Origin of the sequence: Rhizobium binae (genome assembly GCF_017357225.1) — a bacterium.
Classification (GTDB): domain Bacteria; phylum Pseudomonadota; class Alphaproteobacteria; order Rhizobiales; family Rhizobiaceae; genus Rhizobium; species Rhizobium binae.
Genome location: NZ_CP071604.1, coordinates 3,452,867 through 3,473,556, shown reverse-complemented (window position 1 = coordinate 3,473,556; position 20,690 = coordinate 3,452,867). Strand labels below are relative to the sequence as shown.

General features: G+C 60.6%; 20 protein-coding genes and 1 pseudogene. 7 read left to right on the top strand and 14 right to left on the bottom strand.

The genetic code is table 11. The features are described 5' to 3' along the window. Positions 1-17: 17 nt before the first annotated feature. Positions 18-818 (top strand): annotated as a pseudogene (locus J2J99_RS17025) (transcriptional regulator); the annotation flags it as partial. A 51-nt stretch (positions 819-869) separates the two neighbouring features. On the opposite strand, the gene J2J99_RS17020 reads toward J2J99_RS17025, so the two are convergent. The 6 genes from J2J99_RS17020 to J2J99_RS16995 form a co-directional block, all read right to left on the bottom strand. Continuing rightward, entirely contained in the window at positions 870-1,265 is a 396-nt protein-coding gene (locus J2J99_RS17020) for a DUF1236 domain-containing protein (RefSeq protein WP_037116617.1), read from the bottom strand. Between the two features lie 117 nt (positions 1,266-1,382). Next, positions 1,383-2,495 carry an ABC transporter permease gene (locus J2J99_RS17015; protein ID WP_168298321.1) on the bottom strand — a complete coding sequence of 371 codons (1,113 nt, stop codon included), beginning with the start codon at positions 2,493-2,495 and terminating at the stop codon, positions 1,383-1,385. A gap of 1 nt (position 2,496) precedes the next feature. After that, complete coding sequence (locus J2J99_RS17010) at positions 2,497-3,624, bottom strand: ABC transporter permease (RefSeq protein WP_168298323.1); 1,128 nt, start codon at positions 3,622-3,624, stop codon at positions 2,497-2,499. Then, positions 3,621-5,378, bottom strand: a complete 1,758-nt coding sequence (locus J2J99_RS17005) for an ATP-binding cassette domain-containing protein (RefSeq protein WP_168298325.1) — start codon at positions 5,376-5,378, stop codon at positions 3,621-3,623. Before J2J99_RS17005 ends, J2J99_RS17010 begins: the two co-directional genes overlap by 4 nt. After that, positions 5,375-6,388 (bottom strand): secretion protein HlyD, encoded by a 1,014-nt coding sequence (hlyD, locus tag J2J99_RS17000; RefSeq protein WP_168298327.1) that lies wholly within the window; start codon positions 6,386-6,388, stop codon positions 5,375-5,377. Before hlyD ends, J2J99_RS17005 begins: the two co-directional genes overlap by 4 nt. Further along, positions 6,385-7,086, bottom strand: coding sequence for a CerR family C-terminal domain-containing protein (locus J2J99_RS16995; RefSeq protein WP_168298329.1), 702 nt, complete (start codon positions 7,084-7,086; stop codon positions 6,385-6,387). The genes hlyD and J2J99_RS16995 overlap by 4 nt, the downstream gene beginning before the upstream one ends. 811 nt (positions 7,087-7,897) lie before the next feature. Between J2J99_RS16995 and J2J99_RS16990 the strand changes: the two genes are divergently transcribed. After that, positions 7,898-8,212 (top strand): hypothetical protein, encoded by a 315-nt coding sequence (locus tag J2J99_RS16990; protein WP_168298331.1) that lies wholly within the window; start codon positions 7,898-7,900, stop codon positions 8,210-8,212. Positions 8,213-8,240: 28 nt separating this feature from the next. On the opposite strand, the gene J2J99_RS16985 is transcribed toward J2J99_RS16990, so the two are convergent. Both J2J99_RS16985 and J2J99_RS34495 read right to left on the bottom strand, forming a co-directional pair. Beyond that, positions 8,241-9,257 (bottom strand): NAD-dependent epimerase/dehydratase family protein, encoded by a 1,017-nt coding sequence (locus J2J99_RS16985; RefSeq protein WP_168298332.1) that lies wholly within the window; start codon positions 9,255-9,257, stop codon positions 8,241-8,243. 108 nt (positions 9,258-9,365) lie between these two features. After that, on the bottom strand, positions 9,366-9,488 hold the full coding sequence (locus J2J99_RS34495; protein WP_281410844.1) for a hypothetical protein: 123 nt from the start codon (positions 9,486-9,488) through the stop codon (positions 9,366-9,368). Positions 9,489-9,527: 39 nt separating this feature from the next. On the opposite strand from J2J99_RS34495, the gene J2J99_RS16980 reads away from it, so the two are divergent. Further along, positions 9,528-10,478, top strand: a complete 951-nt coding sequence (locus tag J2J99_RS16980) for an endonuclease/exonuclease/phosphatase family protein (protein ID WP_168298334.1) — start codon at positions 9,528-9,530, stop codon at positions 10,476-10,478. A 13-nt stretch (positions 10,479-10,491) separates the two neighbouring features. Here J2J99_RS16980 and J2J99_RS16975 read toward each other — a convergent pair whose 3' ends face one another. From J2J99_RS16975 to J2J99_RS16965, 3 genes are all read right to left on the bottom strand, one after another. Further along, the gene (locus J2J99_RS16975; RefSeq protein WP_168298336.1) at positions 10,492-10,791 is read right to left on the bottom strand and encodes a hypothetical protein; all 300 of its coding nucleotides are present in this window, start codon (positions 10,789-10,791) and stop codon (positions 10,492-10,494) included. A gap of 134 nt (positions 10,792-10,925) precedes the next feature. After that, positions 10,926-12,353, bottom strand: a complete 1,428-nt coding sequence (locus J2J99_RS16970) for a mannose-1-phosphate guanylyltransferase/mannose-6-phosphate isomerase (protein ID WP_205919015.1) — start codon at positions 12,351-12,353, stop codon at positions 10,926-10,928. 39 nt (positions 12,354-12,392) lie between these two features. Then, positions 12,393-13,820, bottom strand: coding sequence for a phosphomannomutase (locus J2J99_RS16965; RefSeq protein WP_205919016.1), 1,428 nt, complete (start codon positions 13,818-13,820; stop codon positions 12,393-12,395). A gap of 231 nt (positions 13,821-14,051) precedes the next feature. Here J2J99_RS16965 and ung point away from each other — a divergent pair, with 231 nt between their 5' ends. From ung to J2J99_RS16950, 3 genes are all read left to right on the top strand, one after another. Continuing rightward, positions 14,052-14,753, top strand: a complete 702-nt coding sequence (ung, locus tag J2J99_RS16960) for a uracil-DNA glycosylase (RefSeq protein WP_168298339.1) — start codon at positions 14,052-14,054, stop codon at positions 14,751-14,753. Positions 14,754-14,888: 135 nt separating this feature from the next. Continuing rightward, positions 14,889-15,821, top strand: a complete 933-nt coding sequence (locus J2J99_RS16955; protein WP_168298484.1) for a VOC family protein — start codon at positions 14,889-14,891, stop codon at positions 15,819-15,821. Positions 15,822-15,832: 11 nt separating this feature from the next. After that, positions 15,833-16,438 (top strand): alpha/beta hydrolase, encoded by a 606-nt coding sequence (locus tag J2J99_RS16950; protein WP_168298341.1) that lies wholly within the window; start codon positions 15,833-15,835, stop codon positions 16,436-16,438. A 194-nt stretch (positions 16,439-16,632) separates the two neighbouring features. On the opposite strand, the gene J2J99_RS16945 is transcribed toward J2J99_RS16950, so the two are convergent. Next, positions 16,633-16,905, bottom strand: a complete 273-nt coding sequence (locus J2J99_RS16945) for a KTSC domain-containing protein (RefSeq protein ID WP_168298485.1) — start codon at positions 16,903-16,905, stop codon at positions 16,633-16,635. A 468-nt stretch (positions 16,906-17,373) separates the two neighbouring features. Between J2J99_RS16945 and J2J99_RS16940 the strand changes: the two genes are divergently transcribed. Further along, entirely contained in the window at positions 17,374-18,165 is a 792-nt protein-coding gene (locus J2J99_RS16940; RefSeq protein WP_168298343.1) for a metallophosphoesterase, read from the top strand. Between the two features lie 166 nt (positions 18,166-18,331). Here J2J99_RS16940 and J2J99_RS16935 read toward each other — a convergent pair whose 3' ends face one another. Then, entirely contained in the window at positions 18,332-19,660 is a 1,329-nt protein-coding gene (locus J2J99_RS16935; protein WP_168298345.1) for a UDP-glucose dehydrogenase family protein, read from the bottom strand. A gap of 319 nt (positions 19,661-19,979) precedes the next feature. Next, complete coding sequence (locus J2J99_RS16930; protein WP_168298347.1) at positions 19,980-20,579, bottom strand: transglutaminase-like cysteine peptidase; 600 nt, start codon at positions 20,577-20,579, stop codon at positions 19,980-19,982. Positions 20,580-20,690 lie beyond the last annotated feature (111 nt).

Below are 20,690 nucleotides of genomic sequence, written 5' to 3'. Positions count from 1 at the left end.
GTTCCCGCGACGGCTCCAGGGTCGGCTATCTTCTGCCGCGGCAGGACGATGCCGCGTCGGCGCCTGTAGACCCGCGGCCGCCGACCGTGGCGGTTCTTCCGTTCGTCAATCTCGGCGGCGACGCCGACCAGGATTATTCGCCGACGGTGTGGTGACAGAGATCATCACCGCTCTGGCGCGTTTCCGTTCCTTTTTCGGTCATCTCGCGCAATTCCGTCTTCGTCTACAAAGGCCGCAATGTGGATGTGCGAGAGGTGGCAGCTGAACTGGGCGTGCGGTACGTGCTCGAAGGCAGCATCCGGCGCGAAGGTTCGCAGGTGCGCATCAACGTGCAGCTGGTGGATGGCGTGACGGCGGCCAATCTCCGGGCCGATCATTTCGAAGACGGCATCGGCGGCATGTTCGCCTTCCAGGACCATGTCACCGAGCGGGTCGCCTCGACGTCGAGCCGACAATCGAAATCGCCGAAATCTAGAGATCGCGCCGGGACCGCCCGAACAGCCTCGCGGTTTACGATCTTACCTGCGCGCGCTTGCCGCGATCATCGACGAGTCGATCGAAAGCAATGCCATTGCCTATGATCTGCTGCGTCAGGCGCTCGCCATCGAGCCGGAAATCCGATGATTCTGTCGCACGCCACCTGGGCACTCGAACATCGCATCGCGATGGGCTGGCCGCGGCTCGGAGAGGACGATGTGGCGGAATGCGTCAGCCTTGCGCGTCGTGGGCTCCAGCATTCGGCTGGCGACCCACGTGTGATGGCCCATTGCGGCATGGCATTGGTGCAGGCCGGCAAGCCGACAGAAAAAGGCCCCGCCGAAGCGGGGCCGGAGGTTGCCGAGCCGCAGCATGCGGCATCGGTCGGATGATTATTCGATGACCTGCACCACACGGTGGGTGCGAGGCTCGACGATCACATGCTGATTGTTGATGACCGTGTAGGCGTATTTCGGGTTGTCAGGCACCGGGGTAACGACCACATCCGCCGGCAGCGGCTTGCCGACGACGATCGGCTCCTGAACCACCACGCGGGCAGTCGGGGCGGGCTGCTGCTGGACATAGGTGACGACCTCGCGCGGCGGCGGATCGACGACGGCGCCGGCAACACCGCCGGCTATGCCGCCAACGGCGGCACCCACGGGGCCACCGACAATCGCGCCCGTGATGGCGCCGCCAGCCGCACCGGTGACGGCGCCGTCAGCAAGCGCGTTGGTGGCGAAAGACGAAAGCGCAAGGGCGCCGGAGACAAGTAGAATCTTGTACATTTTGCTTCTCCTTTGCTGGGGTTGCGTTTGGGTAACGACGCCGTCTGGCCGATGTTCCGGCAGGAGATTCACGCTTTGGAAGCCCGGTTCACATTCTGTGAGGCGGCTGAAATTGCCTCATTCCAGCCGCCGGCGGAAGAGCCAGGCGGCGGCGCTGAGGGTAACAGTGGCGATCAGCGCCAGCGGGATCGTCTGGTTGACCACCTCGCTCAAGGGGATGTCCTTGAGGAAAACGCCTTTGACGATCACCAGGAAGTAGCGCAGCGGGTTGATGAAGGTTATCGGCTGCAGCCAGCCCGGCATGTTCTCGATCGGGGTTGCGAAGCCGGACAGCAGCATGGCCGGGACCATGAACAGGAAGGCGCCGAGGATCGCCTGCTGCTGCGTCATCGACAGCGCCGAGATGAAGAGGCCGAGGCCGGCGACTGAGCCGAGATAGAAAACCGCGCTGCCGTAAAGCAGGAAGAGCGAACCGCGCAGCGGCACCTCAAAAAGGAAAACGGCGGCCAGGATATAGACCGTGATGTGGAACAGGCCGATCATCATCGGCGGGATCAGCTTGCCGATCAGGATCTCGTGCATGCGCAGCGGCGAGACCATCAGCTGATCGAAGGTGCCGAGCTCGCGCTCGCGGGCGATCGACAGCGCCGTGACGATCAGGCCGATCAGGAGCGCAATGCTGGCGATCAGGTTCGGCACCATGAACCATTGATAGGTGAGATTCGGATTGAACCAGTTGCGCGGCACGGATGAGACGATGCCGGCGCCCGCACGCCTGCCCGCCGGCGTCTCGGCGGCAAGGGCTGCGCCGATCTGCGAGAGGTAGCCTGCGACGATCTGCGAGGCGTTGGAGCGGCGGCCGTCGAGCACCACCTGCAGATCAACAGGGGTTCCGGCCTCGATATTGCGCGAAAAATCCGGGCCGATCTCGATCGCTGCAATCACCGTCTGGTTGTCGATGGCCACCTGTACTTCGTCCTGATCGGCGGCGATCTCGATGCTTCGAAAGGTCGGTGCGCCATCGATGCGTTCGATCAGTTCCTGGCCCCAATGGCCGCTGTCGCGGTTGAGGATCATGACATCGACGTTGCGCACTTCGAGGGTCGCCGCATAGGAAAAGACCAGAAGCTGGACGATCGGTGGGCCGATCAGGATGGCGCGGCCCTTGGGGTCGCGCAGCACGGCGAGTAGTTCCTTGACGATGAGGGCATAGAGCCTTGTCCATCCCATCTCAGCCGATCCTCTTTCGGGTGCTGCGCGCCGCCAGCATGAACATGATGGCGCCGATCGTCAGCATGACGGAGATTGCCGTGGCGAACATTGGCCAGATGTCGCCGGCAAGAAACACGGTCTGCAGGCTGGGGATCAGATAACGCGCCGGCACGATGAAGGTGATCCACTGGATGACCTCAGGCATGGAATTGATCTCGAACAGGAAGCCCGAGAGCAGGAAGGCGGGCAGGAAGGCGGAAATCAGCGCCAACTGCGAAGCAAGAAACTGGTTCTTTGTGGCCGTCGAGATCAGCAAGCCCTGGCCGAGCGCGGGGATCAGAAAGGCGGCCGACAGGGCGTATAGGGCGGCGACGGAGCCGCGGAACGGCACGCCGAAGAGAAAGACGGCAAGCAGGACGCAGAGCGTCATCGAGGTGAGGCCGAGCAGGAAATAGGGCAGGATCTTGCCGGCGAGCAGCTCTACCGCCGTCACCGGCGTCGCCATCATCGCTTCCATCGTGCCGCGCTCCCATTCGCGGGCGACGACGAGCGAGGTCAAAAGTGTTCCGACGAGCGTCATGACGATGGCGATCGAGCCCGGCACGAGGAAATTGCGGCTGGTCAGTTCCGGATTGAACCAGAAGCGCTGCTCGACCGAGATGGCGGGACTATGGGAGGCGACATCAGCCTGTCTCTGTCGCTCCCAATTGGCAACGGCACCCTGCGCATAATTCTGGACGAAGTTCGCCGTGTTCGGGTCCGAACCGTCGACGATCACCTGGATAGCGGGATGATCGCCGGCGGTGTAGCGCGTGGTGAAATCGGCGGGGATGACGACGACGCCGCGCACTTTGCCGAGCACGAGATCTTCTTCGAAGAGGCGCCGGTCGCGGCCGATCGCCACATCGAAATAACGCGAGGCACGGAAGCTGGCCGCGAGATCCTGCGTCAGAGGCGTCATCTCCTCGATCACCAGGCCGATGCGGGTGCGGGTGGTATCGAGCGAGACGCCGTAGCCGAAGAGGAAAAGCAGGATCAGCGGCAACACGAAGGCAATAAGGATGCTGCTCGGATCGCGGATCGCCTGAAAACTTTCCTTGCGAACAAGGGCAAAAAGACGCCGAAGCCGGCCGGAGGAGGGGCTCATGCGGCATCCTCCGCTTCCGACTGCTGCACGAGCGCAACGAAGGCATCTTCCATCGTCGGGTCCGGCTCATCCTTGGTTGCGACGCGGGCCTTCAATTCATCGGGCGAGCCCAGTGCGATCGAGCGGCCGCGATAGATCAGCGAGATGCGGTCGCAATATTCCGCCTCATCCATGAAATGGGTGGTGACGAGCACGGTGACGCCCTTCTCGACCAGCCCGTTGATATGGGTCCAGAATTCGCGCCGGGTGATCGGATCGACGCCCGAGGTCGGTTCGTCGAGGAACAGGGCGCGCGGTTCGTGCATGACGGCGCAGGCGAGCGCCAGGCGTTGCTTCAGGCCGAGCGGCAGATCCTTGGCGGGCTCGCGGGCATGGCGGCCGAAATCGAAGATATCGGCCATCAGTTGGATGCGTTCGCGCCTGCGCTGCCCGCGAAGGCCATAGACGCCGGCGAAGAATTCGAGGTTCTGCGTGACCGTCAGATCGCCATAAAGCGAGAATTTCTGCGCCATGTAGCCGAGTTGGTTGCGGGCTTCGGCGGCATCGCGGCGAAGATCGAAACCGGCGACGCGACCTTCGCCGCCGGTTGGTTTCAGCAGGCCGCAGAGCATCTTGAAGGTGGTGGATTTGCCAGCGCCGTTCGGGCCGAGCAGGCCGAAGATCTCGCCGCGGCGAATATCAAAGCTGATATTGTCGGCAGCGGTGAAATCGCCGAAGCGTTTGGTGAGGCCCCTAGCCTCAATCACCGGTCGGTCACCCTCGGCCTTGAGCGGCTCCTGCGCCTCGGCGAGCCGGGAGCGGCCGCCGGGGCCGCCGCCCAGCATATCGACGAAGGCATCCTCGAAGCGAGGCGGGGCAGGGGCAAGCGATGCGCCATTGCCGGCCTTGCCGATGTCAGGTTTCTTGTCCCTGGCCACAACGAGTCGGATGGCTTCGCCCTGGATGACGCCGTCGATGACGCCGTCGGCCTGCAGCAGTTCGGCAAGCACCCGCCGGCGGCGTCCCGTGACACCGGAGACCCTGAAGACCCGGTCGTCGACGCGGTCGGTCATCTCCCTCGGTTTTCCTGAAAAGAGCAGCTTGCCCTGGTTCAGGAGCAGCACGTGGTCGCAGGCTTCGGCCTCATCCAAATAGGCGGTCGACCAGAGGACGCCGATGCCTTCCTTCGTCAGGTTCTCGACCATCTGCCAGAGGTCGCGGCGCGAGATCGGGTCGACGCCGACGCCCGGCTCGTCGAGCAGCAGCAGCCGTGGCTTCTTCATAAGCGCGCAGGCAAGGCCGAGCTTCTGCTTCATGCCGCCTGAGAGTTTGCCGGCCAGCCGGCCGGTGAAACGTTTGAGGTCGGTGAAGGTGAGCAACTCGTCGAAGGCGCCCGCACGTTCGCTCTTAGGCAGGCCGCGCAGATCAGCGTAGAGATCGAGGTTTTCCTGCACCGAGAGGTCTTCATAGAGACCGAAGCGCTGCGGCATGTAGCCGATCGCCGCCTGGATGCCGGGGGCATTCTTTCGGGTGTCGAAGCCGAGAACTTCCGCGGTCCCCGTGTCCGGCAGCATCAGGCCGGTCATCAGACGGATCAGTGTCGTCTTTCCGGCGCCGTCAGGGCCGACCAGGCCGGTGATCGCGCCGCCGGCGATCATGCCGGAAACGGCATCGAGCGCAGGGGGTGCGTCGCCGAAGCGTTTGGTGACGGCGTCGATCCGGACGAGCGGCTTTTCGTCCGAACCTGTCCGGGGGGCGGTGTCGGCGGCGGTCATCGTCCGCTTGCCGCAAGCGTGGGAAGGCGGACGGTGACCGGCATGCCCTGGCGCAGATCCGGACCGGGCTTGTCGATGACGATCCTCAGGCGATAGACGAGGTCGGTCCTGAGTTCCGGCGTTTCCACCGATTTCGGGGTAAACTCGGCCACCGGCGAGATGAAGCCGATCGTGCCCTCATAAGGTTTGTCGGGCGCCGTATCGGAGGTGACGGAAACCTTCATGCCGGGGTGGATGCGGCCGAGATCGGGCTCCGAGACGTAGCTGCGTACCCAGACCGGCTCGGTCAGCGACAGGACGAAGACGGTATCGGCCGGCGAGACGATCGCACCATTTTCCCGCACGCGCGAGAGGATGACACCGTTGTTCGGGGCGCGGAGCTCGGTATCCTCCAGCGAGGTGCGAGCCGAGGCCAATGTTGCCTCGGCTGCCTTTAGCTGAGCGTCGGCAGCGGCGATATCCTCGCTGCGCGAGCCTTCCTGCAAGAGCTTCAGCGCTTCCCTGGCGGACTGAGAGCGAGCGGCAGCCATCGCCTTTGCGGCGGTCGCCTGATCGAGGCTCGCCTCGGAAATGGTGCCCTGCGGGCGAAGTTGGCGGGCGCGGTCATAGGCGAGGTCGGCATTCTGCAGATCGGCGAGGCTTTCATCGTAGGCGGCGCGTGCCTGGGCAATCTCGGTCGGCCGCGGGCCTGCCTTCAGCTTGTCGAGCGCGGCCCGAAGCGCGGCCGCGTTGGCGTCCGCCGAACGAACGGCAAGTTCATTGGGCGTGGCGTCGAGCTTCGCCAGAACTGAGCCTCTCCAGACGACATCGCCCTCGTCGACGCGCAGTTCGGAGATGCGCCCGCTGACACGGAAGCCGAGCGATACCTGGCGGATGTCGACATTTCCGTAGAGGACGAATTCGCGGCGGGTCTCGGGGAGCCAGCCGAATTTTTCGGGCAGACCGTACCACCAGGCGGCGGCGCCTGTCGCGATGAGGAGAATGATGGCCAGGGGAAGAATGCGCCTCATGCGGCACCTCCTTTCGACGGGCCGATGACGTCGACCAGTTCGGCGGCGAGCCCGCGCAAGATTTGCACCTGCTCCGGACCCACCACCTCCCATTCCATCTGAGTGAGCACGGCAGCGTGAGTGACGCGAAAGACGAGGATGCTGCCGAGAAGGCTGAAGGTGCGCAGGCGCACATGTTCCGAGCCGGGGTCCTCGTCAAGGATGGCGGCGATCAGCCGCCGGCCGATCTCGATCATCGGCCGCATGATGCCCTGATAGACCCTCGTGAAGGCTTCTGTCGGTTCCATCTGCTCGCGGATCAGAAAGCGCGCCCAGGATTCGGATTCCTTGCCGACGAAAAGCGTCACCATGGTCTGGAGGACGTCCGTCAGGAAGCGCCGGGCTTCAGCTGCGCCGAGCGGTTTGCCTGCGGCATCAAGCGCCAGCAGATGCGCGCCGATGCGCGCCCTCATGTCGCCGACATGGGTGTCGATGCGGGCCATCAGATATTCGGCGGTGGCGATGTAGAGGCCTTCCTTGCTGCCGAAATAATAGGGGATGGCCTGCAGGTTGACGCCGGCCGCCTCGGTCAGCTGGCGTGTCGATGCGCCGTCGAAGCCATATCGGCCAAAAACGTCGAGGGCGGCGGAAAGCATCTTCTGCCGCGCGACGTCGGCGCGTGCCGAGGCTGGTGGTGGATTGGCCTTTTCCTTGATCATGACGAGTTTGTAACATGGTAGGAAAAATAAGTCAATCGATTGATTAATTTTGCTGTGCGACCCATACCGCTCACAGTCCTGCCGGCCCCGTCTCGATCGATTTTCGCGTTCGGGGATCCACGACAACGGCGATAAGCAAAGGCAAAGAGGCCCGGGCGAACGGACCTCTCAGGGGTCTCGGGTGAGAAGGGGAGCCAAGCCCTGGCAGCTGGCTGCCAACAGGGAAAGCGATGCGACTATCGCTAATTTTCACGACACTGATATGTCCGGCGTCGGCCGGTTGCAAAACAGGTGGTTACCGCGTTCTCGTTGGTTGACCGACCATGTTTTGACACAAAACCGCCTTGCTCTGTCCGTATCGCCGGTCCGATGCGTATTCAGATCTATATTATCGCGCTCCTGCTGAGCGCCATTATGTGGTCGATCTCGTTCGACGCGGCGCGAGAATCCTATCACGCTGCCCAGAGTGCGGGATTGATGCCCAACTTGCATATCAACAAGAAGCTGGATCGCATTCTCTAAACTGCGGGCCAGCGTTTACATCATTGGCATTGCGCGCTTGGTCGAGGCGTATCGGCCGGTGGACGCGTTTGCCATTGTGCCCCCGGGCGTTTTCGGTCCTCCAATCCGAGAAAAATGGGCGCCGCCGGAAAAAGTCAAATTTCGTAAAATTTGACCGATCCGCTTAAAAGCCCTGCAAATCCTGGCGTGTAGAGTGGTCTCATGAAAGCGACCGAGGCGTGGACAGACGCGTCGAACGTTTGGAGCCGGACGGAATGAACGCCCGCCGATCCGCAAATGGGGACTAGGTATGCATAGAACACTTGCCGCTATCGCCTTGACTTTGACCGTCACTACCGCCGCCGGGCCGGCCTTCGCCATCGGCCCCGCCAGCCTTGCACGCGACCTGATGTACACCACCGCCATCGGCCATTCGCCCGAGGTTCCGCTGACGACGCGCGCCGGATTCGTACGGCCGGCTGTTCCCTTCGCCCTGCGCAGTCCGGCTGCGGTCGAAGGCGAAAGCCACCAGCTTAGGACTGATGCGCAGAACCTGACTATCGTCGTCGACTATATGTTTTCGAAGGCCGTCGAGGCGGTGCAGGTGGCAGCGCTTCTCCGTTAAAGCCTGTCGCGACTGAGATCGATCTGCGTCAGGCGTCCAGTTCGCCGCGCGCGTCGAGATACCAGTCGACGAACGCTTTGACTCCGACCTCCAAGGTCGTATCAGGCTTGTATCCGGTTAGCGCGACGAGCAGGTCGGGGGCTGCGAAAGTGCGGGGCACGTCGCCCTTCTGCATCGCCAGCATCAGCCGAATCGCAGGTTGGCCGAGCGTCTTTTCCACGGTCTCGACAAAATCCATCAGGCTGACCGGCTGGCCGCCGCCGATATTGACGACGCGGAAGGGCGCCTGGCGCGAAAGCGTTTCGACCGCCGTGTCGTCGAGGCGATTTTCCTCGCTGGGCGCAATTGCCGACAATCTCACGATCGCTTCGACGAGATCATCGATATAGGTGAAATCACGGCTCATATTGCCTTCGCCGTAGATCTCGATCGGTTGGCCTTCGAGCATGTTCTTGGCGAATTTGAACAGCGCCATATCGGGCCGGCCCCATGGGCCGTAGACAGTGAAGAAGCGGAAGGCCGTAGTCGGAATCTTGTGAAGATGGGCATAGCTGTGCGCCATCAGTTCCATCGATTTCTTCGTCGCGGCGTAAATGGTCAGCGGCTCGTCGGCGCGATCGGTCTCGTGGAAGGGGACGGTCGCGTTGGCGCCATAGATCGATGATGTCGAGGCCAGCATCAGATGGCGGACTTCGACCCGCCGGGCGATTTCCATGATGTTCCACGAGCCTTCGACATTCGAATGTATGTAGGCTTCGGGATTTTCCAGGCTGTAGCGGACGCCGGCCTGGGCGGCGAGGTGGATCAGGATGTCGGGCTTGGCCGCGAGGACAGCCGCCTCTAGCGCCGGCCGGTCCTCGAGCATGGCGATCACCGGTTTGAAGGCCGGAAACTGGGAGAGGGCCGCATGGCGCATCTGCTTGAGCTTGACATTGTAATAGGGCGTGAGGCCGTCGAAGCCCGTTACCTCATGCCCCTCCTGCAGCAGGCGCCTGGCCAGATGAAAACCGATGAAACCGGCCGTCCCTGTAATGAAGTAGCGCATTCCCACCTTTTCTTGGCCCTGCCGACGGCAGAGAGCCGATTCCGTATCACGTGCCCCCCCTTACAAGATAAGAAGAGGGCGAGTCGATAGGTGTTTGAGGGAGAAGACTTAAGCACCTATGCGGGTTTCAAGGCCGTCGGCGCGTTCTGCCAGGCGGATGCCACCGGTTTTGCTCATCTGCCAGGACTGGCGCCCCATCGCCATGCTGCGTTGCAACATGCCCTCCTGCATGTTATGCCCGCCGAGTGTCGGCAAGCGGAATCAGGATCGATGCGAGATATAATCTATTGGATTCTCTGCGCATTTCTGACCCTTGCCATTGCGATCGTGTCGCTGCGCTATGTTACGAACTTCTGGCTGTTGTCGTTTGTTTACAGCTTTCAGATCCATCTCGGGATCATCTTCGTTGCCGCTAGTCTCATTGTTCTGGCAGTCAGAAGGCAGATCTACGGCCTCGTTCTTCTGCTCGCCTCGCTTTTTCTCACCGCTCACGGTTTCGGCATGCTGCGCGAATTTGCACAGGATGACCAGCGGACGGATGCCGCACCGCTTTTCCGTCTGATGTCGTTCAACATCGGCATCGACAATTGGAAAAACTCGACGGCCCTTGCCGACATGGTGATCGCTTCGAACGCCGATGTCGTCAATTTGCTCGAAGCCAAGCCGCTGACATTTCATCTGCAGCGAATGTTCAAGGCCTATCCCTACCATATCGGCTGCGACAACGGCAAAGATAGCTGTGATACGCTGGTCCTGTCCAAACGGCCGTTGGTGATGCGGCAGGTCGCAAGCATCGGCAGTCTCAGGAAAAACAGATTGGTCGTATCAAGCGTCGACTTCGGCGGCCAGGTCATCAATCTCGTGTCGGCGCATCTGTCGAAACCCTACTACGACGACTACCAGATGGGCGAACTGGATGACCTCGGCAAGGCGCTCGGTTCGATTTCCGGCCCTCTGGTGCTGTCCGGCGACTTCAATTCGTCGGCGATCGCGCCCAGCATCCAGGGTCTTCTGCGCGAACAGAAACTGAAGACGCTTGCACCAGAACCAGCCACATGGCCGATCGCTGCCGGCGCCTTCGGGATCGCCATCGACCATATATTCGCGCGGGCGCCGCTTCGCCTGATCTCGCTTAAACGTCTCGACGACAATCTCGGCTCGAACCATTCCGGTCTGATGGCCGAATTTGCTCTCGACAAGGAAACTTCACCGGGGAGGTGACGCAGGCGGCAAGTCAGAATCTCGTACGGCCGCCTTTCCGGTCGATCATCTGGAAGGTCTTGCCGTCGGTCTTTACGCTGACGCAGTCCTTCGACTTGTTGGGAAACAGAACGCAGACCTGGCCGTTGTTTATCTTGTAGCCATTCTTGTTGCCCTCGCGATATTCGTAGCCGTTGCTGCTTTCTTTCAGCTCCGACGTGCCGGGCAGGTGCTGGCGAATTTCCCTCTCGCTTGCAGCGCGCATGTTCGCTGTCTGGGCGAACGCCATGGCCGGCAGCATCAGAAATCCGGCGAGGGCGGGCAGGATACGCATCAGGGGATCACTCCGGTCATGTCTGTCGGTGCCCTCATTCTACGAGAACCCCGGCAGGAAATTCAACAGCAATGCTGATCGGACGGAACCGGCGGCGAGTTGTGTTGGCTCGCCTGCCGTTCCGTAAGCCGGCCCTACGTTCTTCCGAACTCGTCGACGATGCGGATGATGTCGTCCTCGCCGAGATAGGAGCCCGTCTGTACCTCGATGAGTTCGAGGACGATCTTGCCGGGGTTGGCGAGGCGATGGACTTCGCCGAGCGGAATGTAGACGCTTTCGTTCTCGCGCAACATTCGCACATTCTCACCAACCGTTACTTCGGCCGTCCCCTTGACGACGACCCAATGTTCGGAGCGGTGGTGGTGTTTTTGCAGCGAAAGCTTTTTGCCGGGCGTGACGAAGATGCGCTTCACCTGAAAACGATCGCCGTTGAAGATCGATGTATAGCCGCCCCAGGGGCGGTAGGACGTCGGATGCGTTTCGGTGAACTTCGCTGTTGCCGAAGAGGAGGCCAGCATCTTGACCAATTGTCCGACATTCTGGCTGTCCTTGAGCGGTCCGACGTAGACGGCATCCTCGCTGGCGATAACGGCGACATCCTCCATGCCCTGGACGGCGAGATGCACGCCATGGGTCATGACCAGCGAATTGCGGGTATTGACCACGGTCGTGTTCGCCGCGGCGACATTGCCGTTATCGTCGCGTTTTCCCGATTTCCAGACGGCATCCCAGCTTCCCATATCGGACCACCGGAACGGCGAGGGGACGACGGCGGCCTTCGAGGTCTTTTCCATGATCGCATAATCGATGGAGATATCCGGGCTCTTGGCGAAATGATCGGCATCGAGGCGGGTGAAGTCGAGGTCGCGGCTGGCCTTGGAAACAGCCTTGCTTGCGGCTTTGAGCACCTCCGGTGCATATTCCTGCAGTTCGGCAAGAAGTTCCGTTACCGGGAACATGAAGATGCCCGAATTCCAGTAGAAGCCGCCGTCGGCGAGCATCCGCTGGGCTTCTGCCAGGGCCGGTTTCTCGACGAAGCGCTTCACTTTGTTGGCGCCGTTCTCCAGCGCGTCGCCGATCTCGATATAGCCGTAACCCGTCGCCGGTTCGGTCGGATTGATCCCGAAGGTGACAAGCCTGCCGTCGGCAGCCGCCTCGCGGGCGATGCGGATACAGTCGAAATAGCTCTTATCGGCGAGAATCTCGTGATCCGAGGCGAGCATCTGGATGATGGTACTCTTGCCGAAAAGGTCGGCGGCCAGCGTCGCCGCGGCAGCGACCGCCGCGGCAGTATTGCGGGCGACCGGTTCGAGCAGGACGGCGGCAAGCGGACGGGCGAGCTCGCGCGCCTGCTCGGCGACCAGAAAGCGGAACTCTTCATTTGTGACGATGATCGGGGCTTCATAGAGCTCGGGATCGGAAACGCGTTCGAGCGTGTCCTGAAACAGCGTCTTGTCGCCCACGAACTGGATGAATTGTTTCGGCGCGGTGGCACGGGAAAGCGGCCAGAGCCGGGTGCCTTTGCCGCCGGCCATGATCACGGGAACGATTTTCTGCGTCATAGGCGGTTTCCTTGAAATAGACGGCTTATTCGTTGCATGTTAGCGGGCGGCTGCCCAGCGTCTTATTCTGTCGAGCCCGCTGTGCAGCAGCTCGAGGGCTGCGGATTCGCTCCCTGCCTCCACGTAGCAGCGCATTTCCGGAGCGTTGCCGGACGGGCGGAAGTGGATGATCCCGCCATCCGTCAGGGTCACCCGAAGCCCATCGATATCGGATCTTGTCGCTACGGCGCCAATCGGCTGCAGGAAAGAGGCAAGATTTTCATCCGAGGCGCGCAGATGTTCCATCAAGGCCGCGCTCGTCTCGACGGGGAAATTCTCCAGACGATCGGCGGCGGCAAAGGGCAGCTTATAGGAGGCGGCAACGGCAGAAAGCGGCTGCCTGCGAGCGGCCGCGAGCGACAGGATCGCCAGCATGGGAATAAAGCAATCACGCGTCGGCAGAGCGCGCAGCTTATGGCCGTTGACATCGAAGGTGGTGGCGGTCAACAAACCGCCATTGGCTTCAAAGCCCATGACCTTATCTTCGCCGGCCGCCACCGCGTCTTCCATGCCTGAAATGACGAAGGGCGAACCGACACGCGTGCGCCTGACGGCGAAATTGCCGGCGGCCTCGATGCCGGAATTGGAGGTCACGGGCGTCACCACCGTGCGGGCCTGCAAGAAGTTGGCGGCGACAAGGCCGAGAAGGTCGCCGCGCAAGGGCGTGCCGGTTTCATCCGCGACCAGGGGGCGGTCGCCGTCGCCGTCGGTCGAAACGATTGCATCGAGCTTGTGCTCGGAGGCCCAGCGCCTCATGAGCGCGATCGTCTCGTCGGAAACGGCTTCGGTGTCGACCGGTATGAAACTCTGCGAGCGTCCGAGGGCGATGAGCTCGGCACCGAAGTGGGCGAGAACGTCGATCAGGAGATCGCGAGCGACCGTGCTGTGCTGGTAGACGCCGATCTTCAGCCCGGCTAGCGCACCTTGCGGAAGCAGGGCCGTATTGCGTTCGAAAAACAGCTGCCGGCAGATCGCCTCATGTTCTTCCATCTTGGCCGGCGGCATCTCGATCAGCACTTGGCCGCGTCGTTCGATCTCGGCTGCCTGTGCGGTGATCGCCGCCTCGTCCGATTTGTCGATCTCGCCGTCGGGGCGATAGAATTTGATGCCGTTGCGGTCTGCCGGGATATGCGAGCCCGTGACCATCAGGCACGCTGCCCTGCTTTCGAGGCCATAAAGGGCGAGGGCCGGCGTCGGCACATTGCCGCAGTCGAAGACACGGAACCCGAGCGCCGTCAGCGCACCGGCACATTTCGCCGAGATTTCAGGGCTTGAATCGCGAAAGTCGCGTCCGATCAGAATGACGTCGCCGGCCCGTGCTTTGCCGGTCTCCAGCAGATATTTGCCGAAGGCGGTGGCGTAGAGGGCGGAGGCGCGTCCCTTGAGGTCGACTGAAAGTCCGCGAAGGCCGCTCGTGCCGAATTTCATGTGAAAACAAGCTCCGATTGTCACGATCAAAGTTCTACTCAGCCCGTCAGCCGGCGTAAATACCGAAGCGGGCTTATAGTTAAACACGGAGGATGAACTCATCAACAAGGTTGCGCCCACTCGCCAGGTTTCGAGGGGGTGGCGCTGCCGCGAGACCGACAGGCATTGCGGCACCAGCCGATTTTGCTAAACCGTATGTCCATTGTTTCGTCCTATATCGAAGGTTTGCTGATGAGCGATACGTCCGTCAGTCTCGAGGAGAGCTGGAAGTCCGCCCTCGAGGGGGAGTTCTCAAGCCCCTACATGCAGCAGCTCAAATCTTTCCTGATCGCCCAGAAGCAGGTCGGAAAACGGATATTTCCCAAAGGCAGCGAATATTTCCGTGCTCTTGACCTGACACCGATCGCCAACGTCAAGGCCGTCATCCTCGGTCAGGATCCCTATCACGGACTGGGGCAGGCGCATGGATTATGTTTCAGCGTCCGGCCCGGTGTGCGCATACCGCCCTCGCTCGTCAATATCTACAAGGAGATGGAGGCGGATCTCGGTATAGTGCCGGCACGTCATGGTTTTCTCGAGCATTGGGCGCGGCAGGGCGTGCTACTGCTGAACAGCGTGCTGACAGTCGAGGAAGGGCAGGCGGCTGCCCATCAGGGCAAGGGCTGGGAACGCTTCACCGATGCCGTCATCCGCAAGGTCAACGACGAATGCGAAGCCGTCGTCTTCATGCTCTGGGGCTCCTATGCGCAGCGCAAGGCCGCCTTTGTCGACTCGTCGCGGCATAAAGTGCTCAAAGCGCCGCATCCGTCGCCGCTTTCGGCCCATAATGGTTTTTTTGGCTGCAAGCATTTTTCCAAGGCGAATGCCTTCCTGCAGTCCCGCGGACGGGCGCCGATCGACTGGCAGCTGCCGGTCGATCCTCATGGCTCTTAAAATGAACGCGCGTGGATCGGTGTTCACAAAAAGGAGACAATGCGTTTTGGTCTATACCTCTATTCCGAAGCCCTGACAGAGCGCATTTATGATCCATCGAAAGCCCGCAAGCGGCGGGCAAGAAAGGGGTCTCACATGCTCGATCAGATCAAGGGTCTGCACCACGTCACGTCGATGGCGGAGGACGCCCGCACCAACAACCAGTTTTTCACCCATGCGCTCGGCCTTCGCCGCGTCAAGAAGACGGTGAATTTCGACGCCCCCGACGTCTATCACCTCTATTATGGTGACGAGACCGGTGCGCCGGGCACGATCATGACCTATTTCCCGTTTCCGAAGATGGCGCAGGGCCGGCCCGGCACCGGCGAGGTCGGCACCACGGTTTTTTCCGTTCCGAAAGGTTCGCTCGGCTTTTGGAGCGATCGTTTCAGCACATTGAATATCGGCGGGCTGAAGGCCGAGGAAAGTTTCGGGGAGAAGCGCCTGAATTTTTCCGGCCCCGACGGTGACGGCTTCGCGCTCGTCGAGGTCGAGGACGATGACCGCCAGCCCTGGACCCATGGCGGTGTCAGTGAGGACCACGCCATTCGCGGCTTCCATTCCGTCGCCATGCGCCTGCGGGATGACGGCGCCACGGCCGAACTGCTGAAGTTCATGGGGTACGAGGTTGCCGAGGAAAAGGACGGGGTCAAACGGCTGATCAAACCTGACGGCAACGGCGCGCATCTCATCGACCTTGAGACCATGCCGAGCATTGCCCGCGCGCTTCCCGGCGCCGGCTCCGTCCACCATGTCGCCTTCGCGGTCGAAAACCGTGAAAAGCAGCTCGAAGTGCGCAAGGCGCTGATGGACACCGGCTACCAGGTGACCCCGGTGATCGACCGAGATTATTTCTGGGCGATCTATTTCCGTACGCCGGGTGGAGTTCTGTTCGAGGTCGCGACCAATGAACCCGGCTTCAACCGCGACGAGGATACGGCCCATCTCGGTGAGGCGCTGAAGCTGCCGCAGCAGCACGCCCATCTTCGCACGCTGCTCGAGCAGCACCTGCAGCCGCTCGAGGCGTAAGGAGAGGTGATATGACGGAAATCGGATATGTGCACCGGCTGCATGCCGGTGCACCTGGCAGACCAATTCTGATCGTGTTGCACGGCACCGGCGGCGACGAAAACCAGTTCTTTGATTTCGCCCGCCAGCTGCTACCGGAAGCAACGGTTCTTGCTCCGCGCGGCGATGTTTCCGAACATGGTGCTGCCCGGTTCTTCCGGCGCAGCGGCGAGGGGGTCTACGACATGGCCGACCTTTCGCGGGCGACGGAGAAGATGGCCACCTATGTCAAGGCGTTCGCCGAGGAATATCGGGCGTCCAGGATTCTCGGCCTGGGTTTCTCGAACGGCGCAAACATTCTTGCCAATGTAGTGATCGAGAAGGGCATTTTCGACGCGGCGGTTTTGATGCATCCGCTCATTCCGTTTCAGCCCGAGACCCAGTCGACGCTCGTGGGAAGAAAGGTCCTGGTGACGGCCGGGCAGCGTGATCCGATCGCTCCGACCGGAATGACCGAGGCCCTGTCCGCGCACCTGACGGGCCGTGGGGCGGAGGTCAGGACGGTCTGGCATCCCGGCGGACACGAGATCGCGCCGCTTGAGATCAACGCGGTTCGCGAGTTCCTTGGCGATTATTGATCGCCTGTACTGCCAGTCGGCCTTGCGGGACCGGCGATCCTGGTCCCGCGTAAGGCCGCAACGACATTCATCGTCGCTGCAGGATAGACGCCACGTCGTTTCAAACTGACATCGGCTTCGCCGAGATGGACGTTGGTTCGAATCGATGAGAACTGATTTGAGATTTTAGGCCGATCCGGTCTAAAATCACTGTACTAGGGGCGAGGAGGATATTTGCCCCTGATTGCCTTCATGTAAAAATTGCCCGGCGATTCCGCCATCGTCAAACCGACGACGACCCCTTTTGGAACCCCTTCGTATTCTCGTCTCTGACCGTTTGTCAGATAGACCCGCAGATGCCGGCTGTCTTCGTCGTAGGTGATCGCCTCGATTAGTTTCGAATCAACCGCAGTTTCCACTTTGCACCCCGCGATTTTGGATCTGAGATTACTGGGTCGAGAACGTCGTTCACGTCCACGACGCAACATCATTATGCTGCCTCGCAAGGTCGTCAAGCGTGATCTGCTTTAACGTTCATTTTTTTCTTACGCCTCTCGTTATAGTTGATTTATACAGCTTTTTCGGAGGGCCGACCTGTGGAAAGGCGATAGCTCACTGTTCTTCCACGCGAGGGATTAGTGAGTGATACAGCTAAAGATGGAAGAATCAAATGCGCTAAACGCTTGTTTAACTGGGGGTTAACCATCCTATATTAAAGTACAAGCGAATGCTAATCGCGACGTCTTCTCAATTATGGGTAAATACAAAGCGCCGTTCTTTGCGACAATCGTTTTGCTGTCGCTGGCGAGCTGCATGTCGTTCCGAATGTGGCAATAGGTTCCGGCTACAATGTTGACCGGCCGCGATCAGGCCAACTTCTTATGAACACTGAGCTTCGCGCCTTTGCGGCGTTGGATGAGAGATGGATCAACCCGCCATGCGGCCGGTTGCCATAAATGGGTTATATGTTCGATTATCTAGGACCATGGCGACAACAAATACCGATGCTGGCCGGCAATCGTAACAGGCGCGCTCGGCTGACATATGCCGAAGGCGATTTCGCCGCAGTCTATGCGATGAGCGATATCCACGGATGTTATAGCGAGCTCGTCGAGGCGCATCGCCGTATCGAGGCGGATGCCGAGCGCATAGCGGGGTCGAAACTCATTCTCCTGCTCGGCGATTATGTCGATCGCGGACCGGATTCGAGCGCAGTGTTGGAATTCTTGAGCAACCCGCCGCCGCCGGGATTCCAGCGTCTCGCCCTGTGCGGCAATCACGATGCGGAGTTGGTGAAGCTCTATCGCAAGCCGACGTGCATTCTTGAATGGCTTGGTTTTGCCGGGACGGAGACGCTGAATTCATACGGCATCGACATCGAGTACCTGCTGCGATCGGCGGCTGGAACCGAAATGATCGCCCGCGTCATTCACAACATGATACCCGAGCGGCATATCCAATTTCTGGAATCGCTGCCGATCATGCTGCGGATGGGGAGGGTGGTCTTTGTCCATGCCGGCATCAGACCTGGCGTCGATCTCAAGAGGCAAAAGGACAGCGACCTTATGTGGATCCGCCAGCCCTTTCTGGACGAAGGACCGCAGCTTCCTGTCCTCGTGATCCATGGACACACGCCCGCGCGAATCCCGACACTCGGTCCGCAACGCATCGGTATCGATACTGCGGTTTCGGCGACCGGCCGCCTGACCGTGCTGACGATCAAAGGGACGCGCGTCGGAATCCTGTAGAAGATAAGAGCATGGTGTCGTGCGATAAGCACTCGTGGTGTCGACGACGCCCTACCGCTTTTCACCACGTCGCTATCGGGGAACTGCGAGCTTCCGCTTGGCATGCATAAAAAACGCCGCGGATTTGAGTTCCGCGGCGTCAGGACGTTAGATCTCAGCAGCTTTATCAGGAGTTGGCCGTTTCCCCGAGGAGATTGGTGCCGATGCCGGTATAGGTGAAGCCGTGTTTGCGGATTTCGTCGCTACGGTAGATATTGCGCAGGTCGACCAGGACCGGAGCACGCATCGACTGCTTCAGGCGACTGAAGTCGAGTGCGCGGAACTGGTTCCATTCGGTGACGATGACCAGCGCGTCAGCGCCAGCGGCTGCTTCATAGGGGCCGCTCGCATACTCGATATTCTCGATGACCTTGCGGGCATTCTCCATGCCTTCAGGATCGTAGCCGACCACCTGGGCTCCATTGTCCTGCAGGGTCTGGATGATGGCGATTGCCGGGCTGTCGCGCATGTCGTCGGTGTTCGGCTTGAAGGTCAGGCCGAGAATTGCGATCTTCTTGCCGCGAATGTCGCCGCCGACCGCCGTAATCACCTTGCGTCCCATCGCCCGCTTGCGGTTGTCGTTGATCGAGATCGTTGTCTCGATGAGACGGACCGGCGCGTCGAAATCCTGGGCGGTCTTGGCCAGGGCCAGCGTGTCCTTGGGGAAGCAGGAGCCGCCGTAACCCGGACCTGCGTGCAGGAACTTGGCGCCGATACGGCCGTCGAGACCGATGCCGCGCGAAACGTCCTGGACATTCGCATCAACCCGTTCGCAGAGATCGGCGATCTCGTTGATGAAGGTGATCTTCATCGCAAGGAAGGCGTTGGCGGCATATTTGATCAGTTCAGAGGTGCGTCGGGACGTGAAGACCAGCGGCGCCTGGTTGAGATAAAGCGGACGATAGACTTCGGTCATGGCTTCGCGCGCCCGGTCGTCGTTCAGGCCGACGACAATGCGGTCGGGGCGCTTGAAATCTTCGATCGCCGCACCCTCGCGGAGGAATTCGGGATTAGAAACGACGGCGACATCGGCGTTGGGATTGGTTTCGCGGATGATGCGCTCAACCTCATCCCCGGTGCCAACCGGCACCGTCGACTTGGTGACGACGACGGTGAAGCCTTCCACGTAGGTGGCGATCTCGCGTGCAGCCGCATAGACGTAGGAGAGATCGGCATGGCCATCGCCGCGCCGGGAGGGCGTGCCGACCGCGATGAACACGACGTCGGCGCCGCGAACGCTTTCGCCGACATCCGTCGAAAAGGACAGGCGGCCGGTGCTGGTGTTTTCGGCGACCAGTTGATCGAGACCTGGCTCGTAAATCGGAATGCGGCCTTCGCGAAGGGCCTCGATCTTACTCAGATCCTTGTCGACGCAGATGACGTCGTGGCCGAAATCCGCAAAGCAAACGCCTGAAACAAGGCCGACATAGCCTGATCCAATCATCGTGATGCGCATATTTCCCTCAAATCATTAGAGTAGAACGTCATGCTGCGTCGCAGCATGGGCCCGTGATACTGAATCTGGCCGAAAAGACAACCTCGAAGATTGCCCGGTGGCCCATATCGGAATTCCAACTCAGGACACCGCGACCCGCGCAGCTGCCCCGTCGACAGCAAAAACATAGGTTTGTGTGGGGGATATGACAAGTCGAGCCACGCGTCGGAGCCGGCTCGACTTCAGCCCGGAACGGGTGAATTTGATTATTTAAATGTGGGCATGGCGGCGGCTCAGGCACTTCACGGCCTTGCCGGAATTACCCCAGCCGGGTCCGTTTTCACAGGCGATACCAGACATAAGGGTCGGTATCCGATTGAATTTTGTCCCAGCGCAAATCGGTATCACGCCAGTTCTTGATGCTGTTTTTCCTATTGTCGAGCACCAGGTCGCCCTTGTCGGTTCTGACCACGAGGACGGCGTGTCCGTCGCCGGAGGGCGTATAGGCCGTGGCAATCCGCAAAGCTCGCGACGACCAGCCCATTGCCATGAGCCGGCTGCGCTTGGTCAACGCAAAATCCTCACAGTCGCCGCTGCGGACATTCACGTTCCAGACATCGCCGTTAAGTTCGTTGCGGGGGTCGTTTCTGCCAATCATCGTACGATTGACGGTGTTGTTCACATCCTCCAACTGCAGCATTTCCTTGTCCGTCAGCGCGACGACCGACAAACCATTGTTGTCGCGGCATTCGGCAGGGTTCTGGGCGCAGAACAGCACCTGGGCGAAAGGCGGAATGATCGTTCCTTTTTCAGAGATATAGCTCACTGCCGAGTTGCTGGTCAGGCCGCGGGCGAAAGCTGCGGGGCCGGCGGCAAGTGCCGAGCAGGCATTCGCAGCTGTAAACGCCAGCGTCAGAAGTGTAACAAACGTCTTCATCATCTCTTAATCCCCGTTCAGGGCAACCGATTGAGATCAGGCTTGCCTTTTTTCTCAGTCAATGGCATGGCGGATTGATGATCTGCCAGTATTGGGCGCAGAACGTCTGTCCCG

Bases quoted from the DNA above. Each gene is read 5' to 3' on its own strand.
- J2J99_RS17010 (WP_168298323.1), bottom strand. From the start codon at position 3,624: ATGAGCCCCTCCTCCGGCCGGCTTCGGCGTCTTTTTGCCCTTGTTCGC.
- J2J99_RS17015 (WP_168298321.1), bottom strand. From the start codon at position 2,495: ATGGGATGGACAAGGCTCTATGCCCTCATCGTCAAGGAACTACTCGCC.
- J2J99_RS16950 (WP_168298341.1), top strand. From the start codon at position 15,833: ATGACGGAAATCGGATATGTGCACCGGCTGCATGCCGGTGCACCTGGC.
- J2J99_RS16955 (WP_168298484.1), top strand. From the start codon at position 14,889: ATGCTCGATCAGATCAAGGGTCTGCACCACGTCACGTCGATGGCGGAG.
- J2J99_RS16970 (WP_205919015.1), bottom strand. From the start codon at position 12,353: ATGACGCAGAAAATCGTTCCCGTGATCATGGCCGGCGGCAAAGGCACC.
- J2J99_RS16940 (WP_168298343.1), top strand. From the start codon at position 17,374: ATGGGTTATATGTTCGATTATCTAGGACCATGGCGACAACAAATACCG.
- J2J99_RS16945 (WP_168298485.1), bottom strand. From the start codon at position 16,905: ATGTTGCGTCGTGGACGTGAACGACGTTCTCGACCCAGTAATCTCAGA.
- J2J99_RS16975 (WP_168298336.1), bottom strand. From the start codon at position 10,791: ATGCGTATCCTGCCCGCCCTCGCCGGATTTCTGATGCTGCCGGCCATG.
- J2J99_RS17020 (WP_037116617.1), bottom strand. From the start codon at position 1,265: ATGTACAAGATTCTACTTGTCTCCGGCGCCCTTGCGCTTTCGTCTTTC.
- J2J99_RS17005 (WP_168298325.1), bottom strand. From the start codon at position 5,378: ATGACCGCCGCCGACACCGCCCCCCGGACAGGTTCGGACGAAAAGCCG.
- J2J99_RS34495 (WP_281410844.1), bottom strand. From the start codon at position 9,488: ATGCAGGAGGGCATGTTGCAACGCAGCATGGCGATGGGGCGCCAGTCC.
- ung (WP_168298339.1), top strand. From the start codon at position 14,052: ATGAGCGATACGTCCGTCAGTCTCGAGGAGAGCTGGAAGTCCGCCCTC.
- J2J99_RS16990 (WP_168298331.1), top strand. From the start codon at position 7,898: ATGCATAGAACACTTGCCGCTATCGCCTTGACTTTGACCGTCACTACC.
- J2J99_RS16965 (WP_205919016.1), bottom strand. From the start codon at position 13,820: ATGAAATTCGGCACGAGCGGCCTTCGCGGACTTTCAGTCGACCTCAAG.
- J2J99_RS16930 (WP_168298347.1), bottom strand. From the start codon at position 20,579: ATGATGAAGACGTTTGTTACACTTCTGACGCTGGCGTTTACAGCTGCG.
- J2J99_RS16935 (WP_168298345.1), bottom strand. From the start codon at position 19,660: ATGCGCATCACGATGATTGGATCAGGCTATGTCGGCCTTGTTTCAGGC.
- J2J99_RS16995 (WP_168298329.1), bottom strand. From the start codon at position 7,086: ATGATCAAGGAAAAGGCCAATCCACCACCAGCCTCGGCACGCGCCGAC.
- hlyD (WP_168298327.1), bottom strand. From the start codon at position 6,388: ATGAGGCGCATTCTTCCCCTGGCCATCATTCTCCTCATCGCGACAGGC.
- J2J99_RS16980 (WP_168298334.1), top strand. From the start codon at position 9,528: ATGCGAGATATAATCTATTGGATTCTCTGCGCATTTCTGACCCTTGCC.
- J2J99_RS16985 (WP_168298332.1), bottom strand. From the start codon at position 9,257: ATGCGCTACTTCATTACAGGGACGGCCGGTTTCATCGGTTTTCATCTG.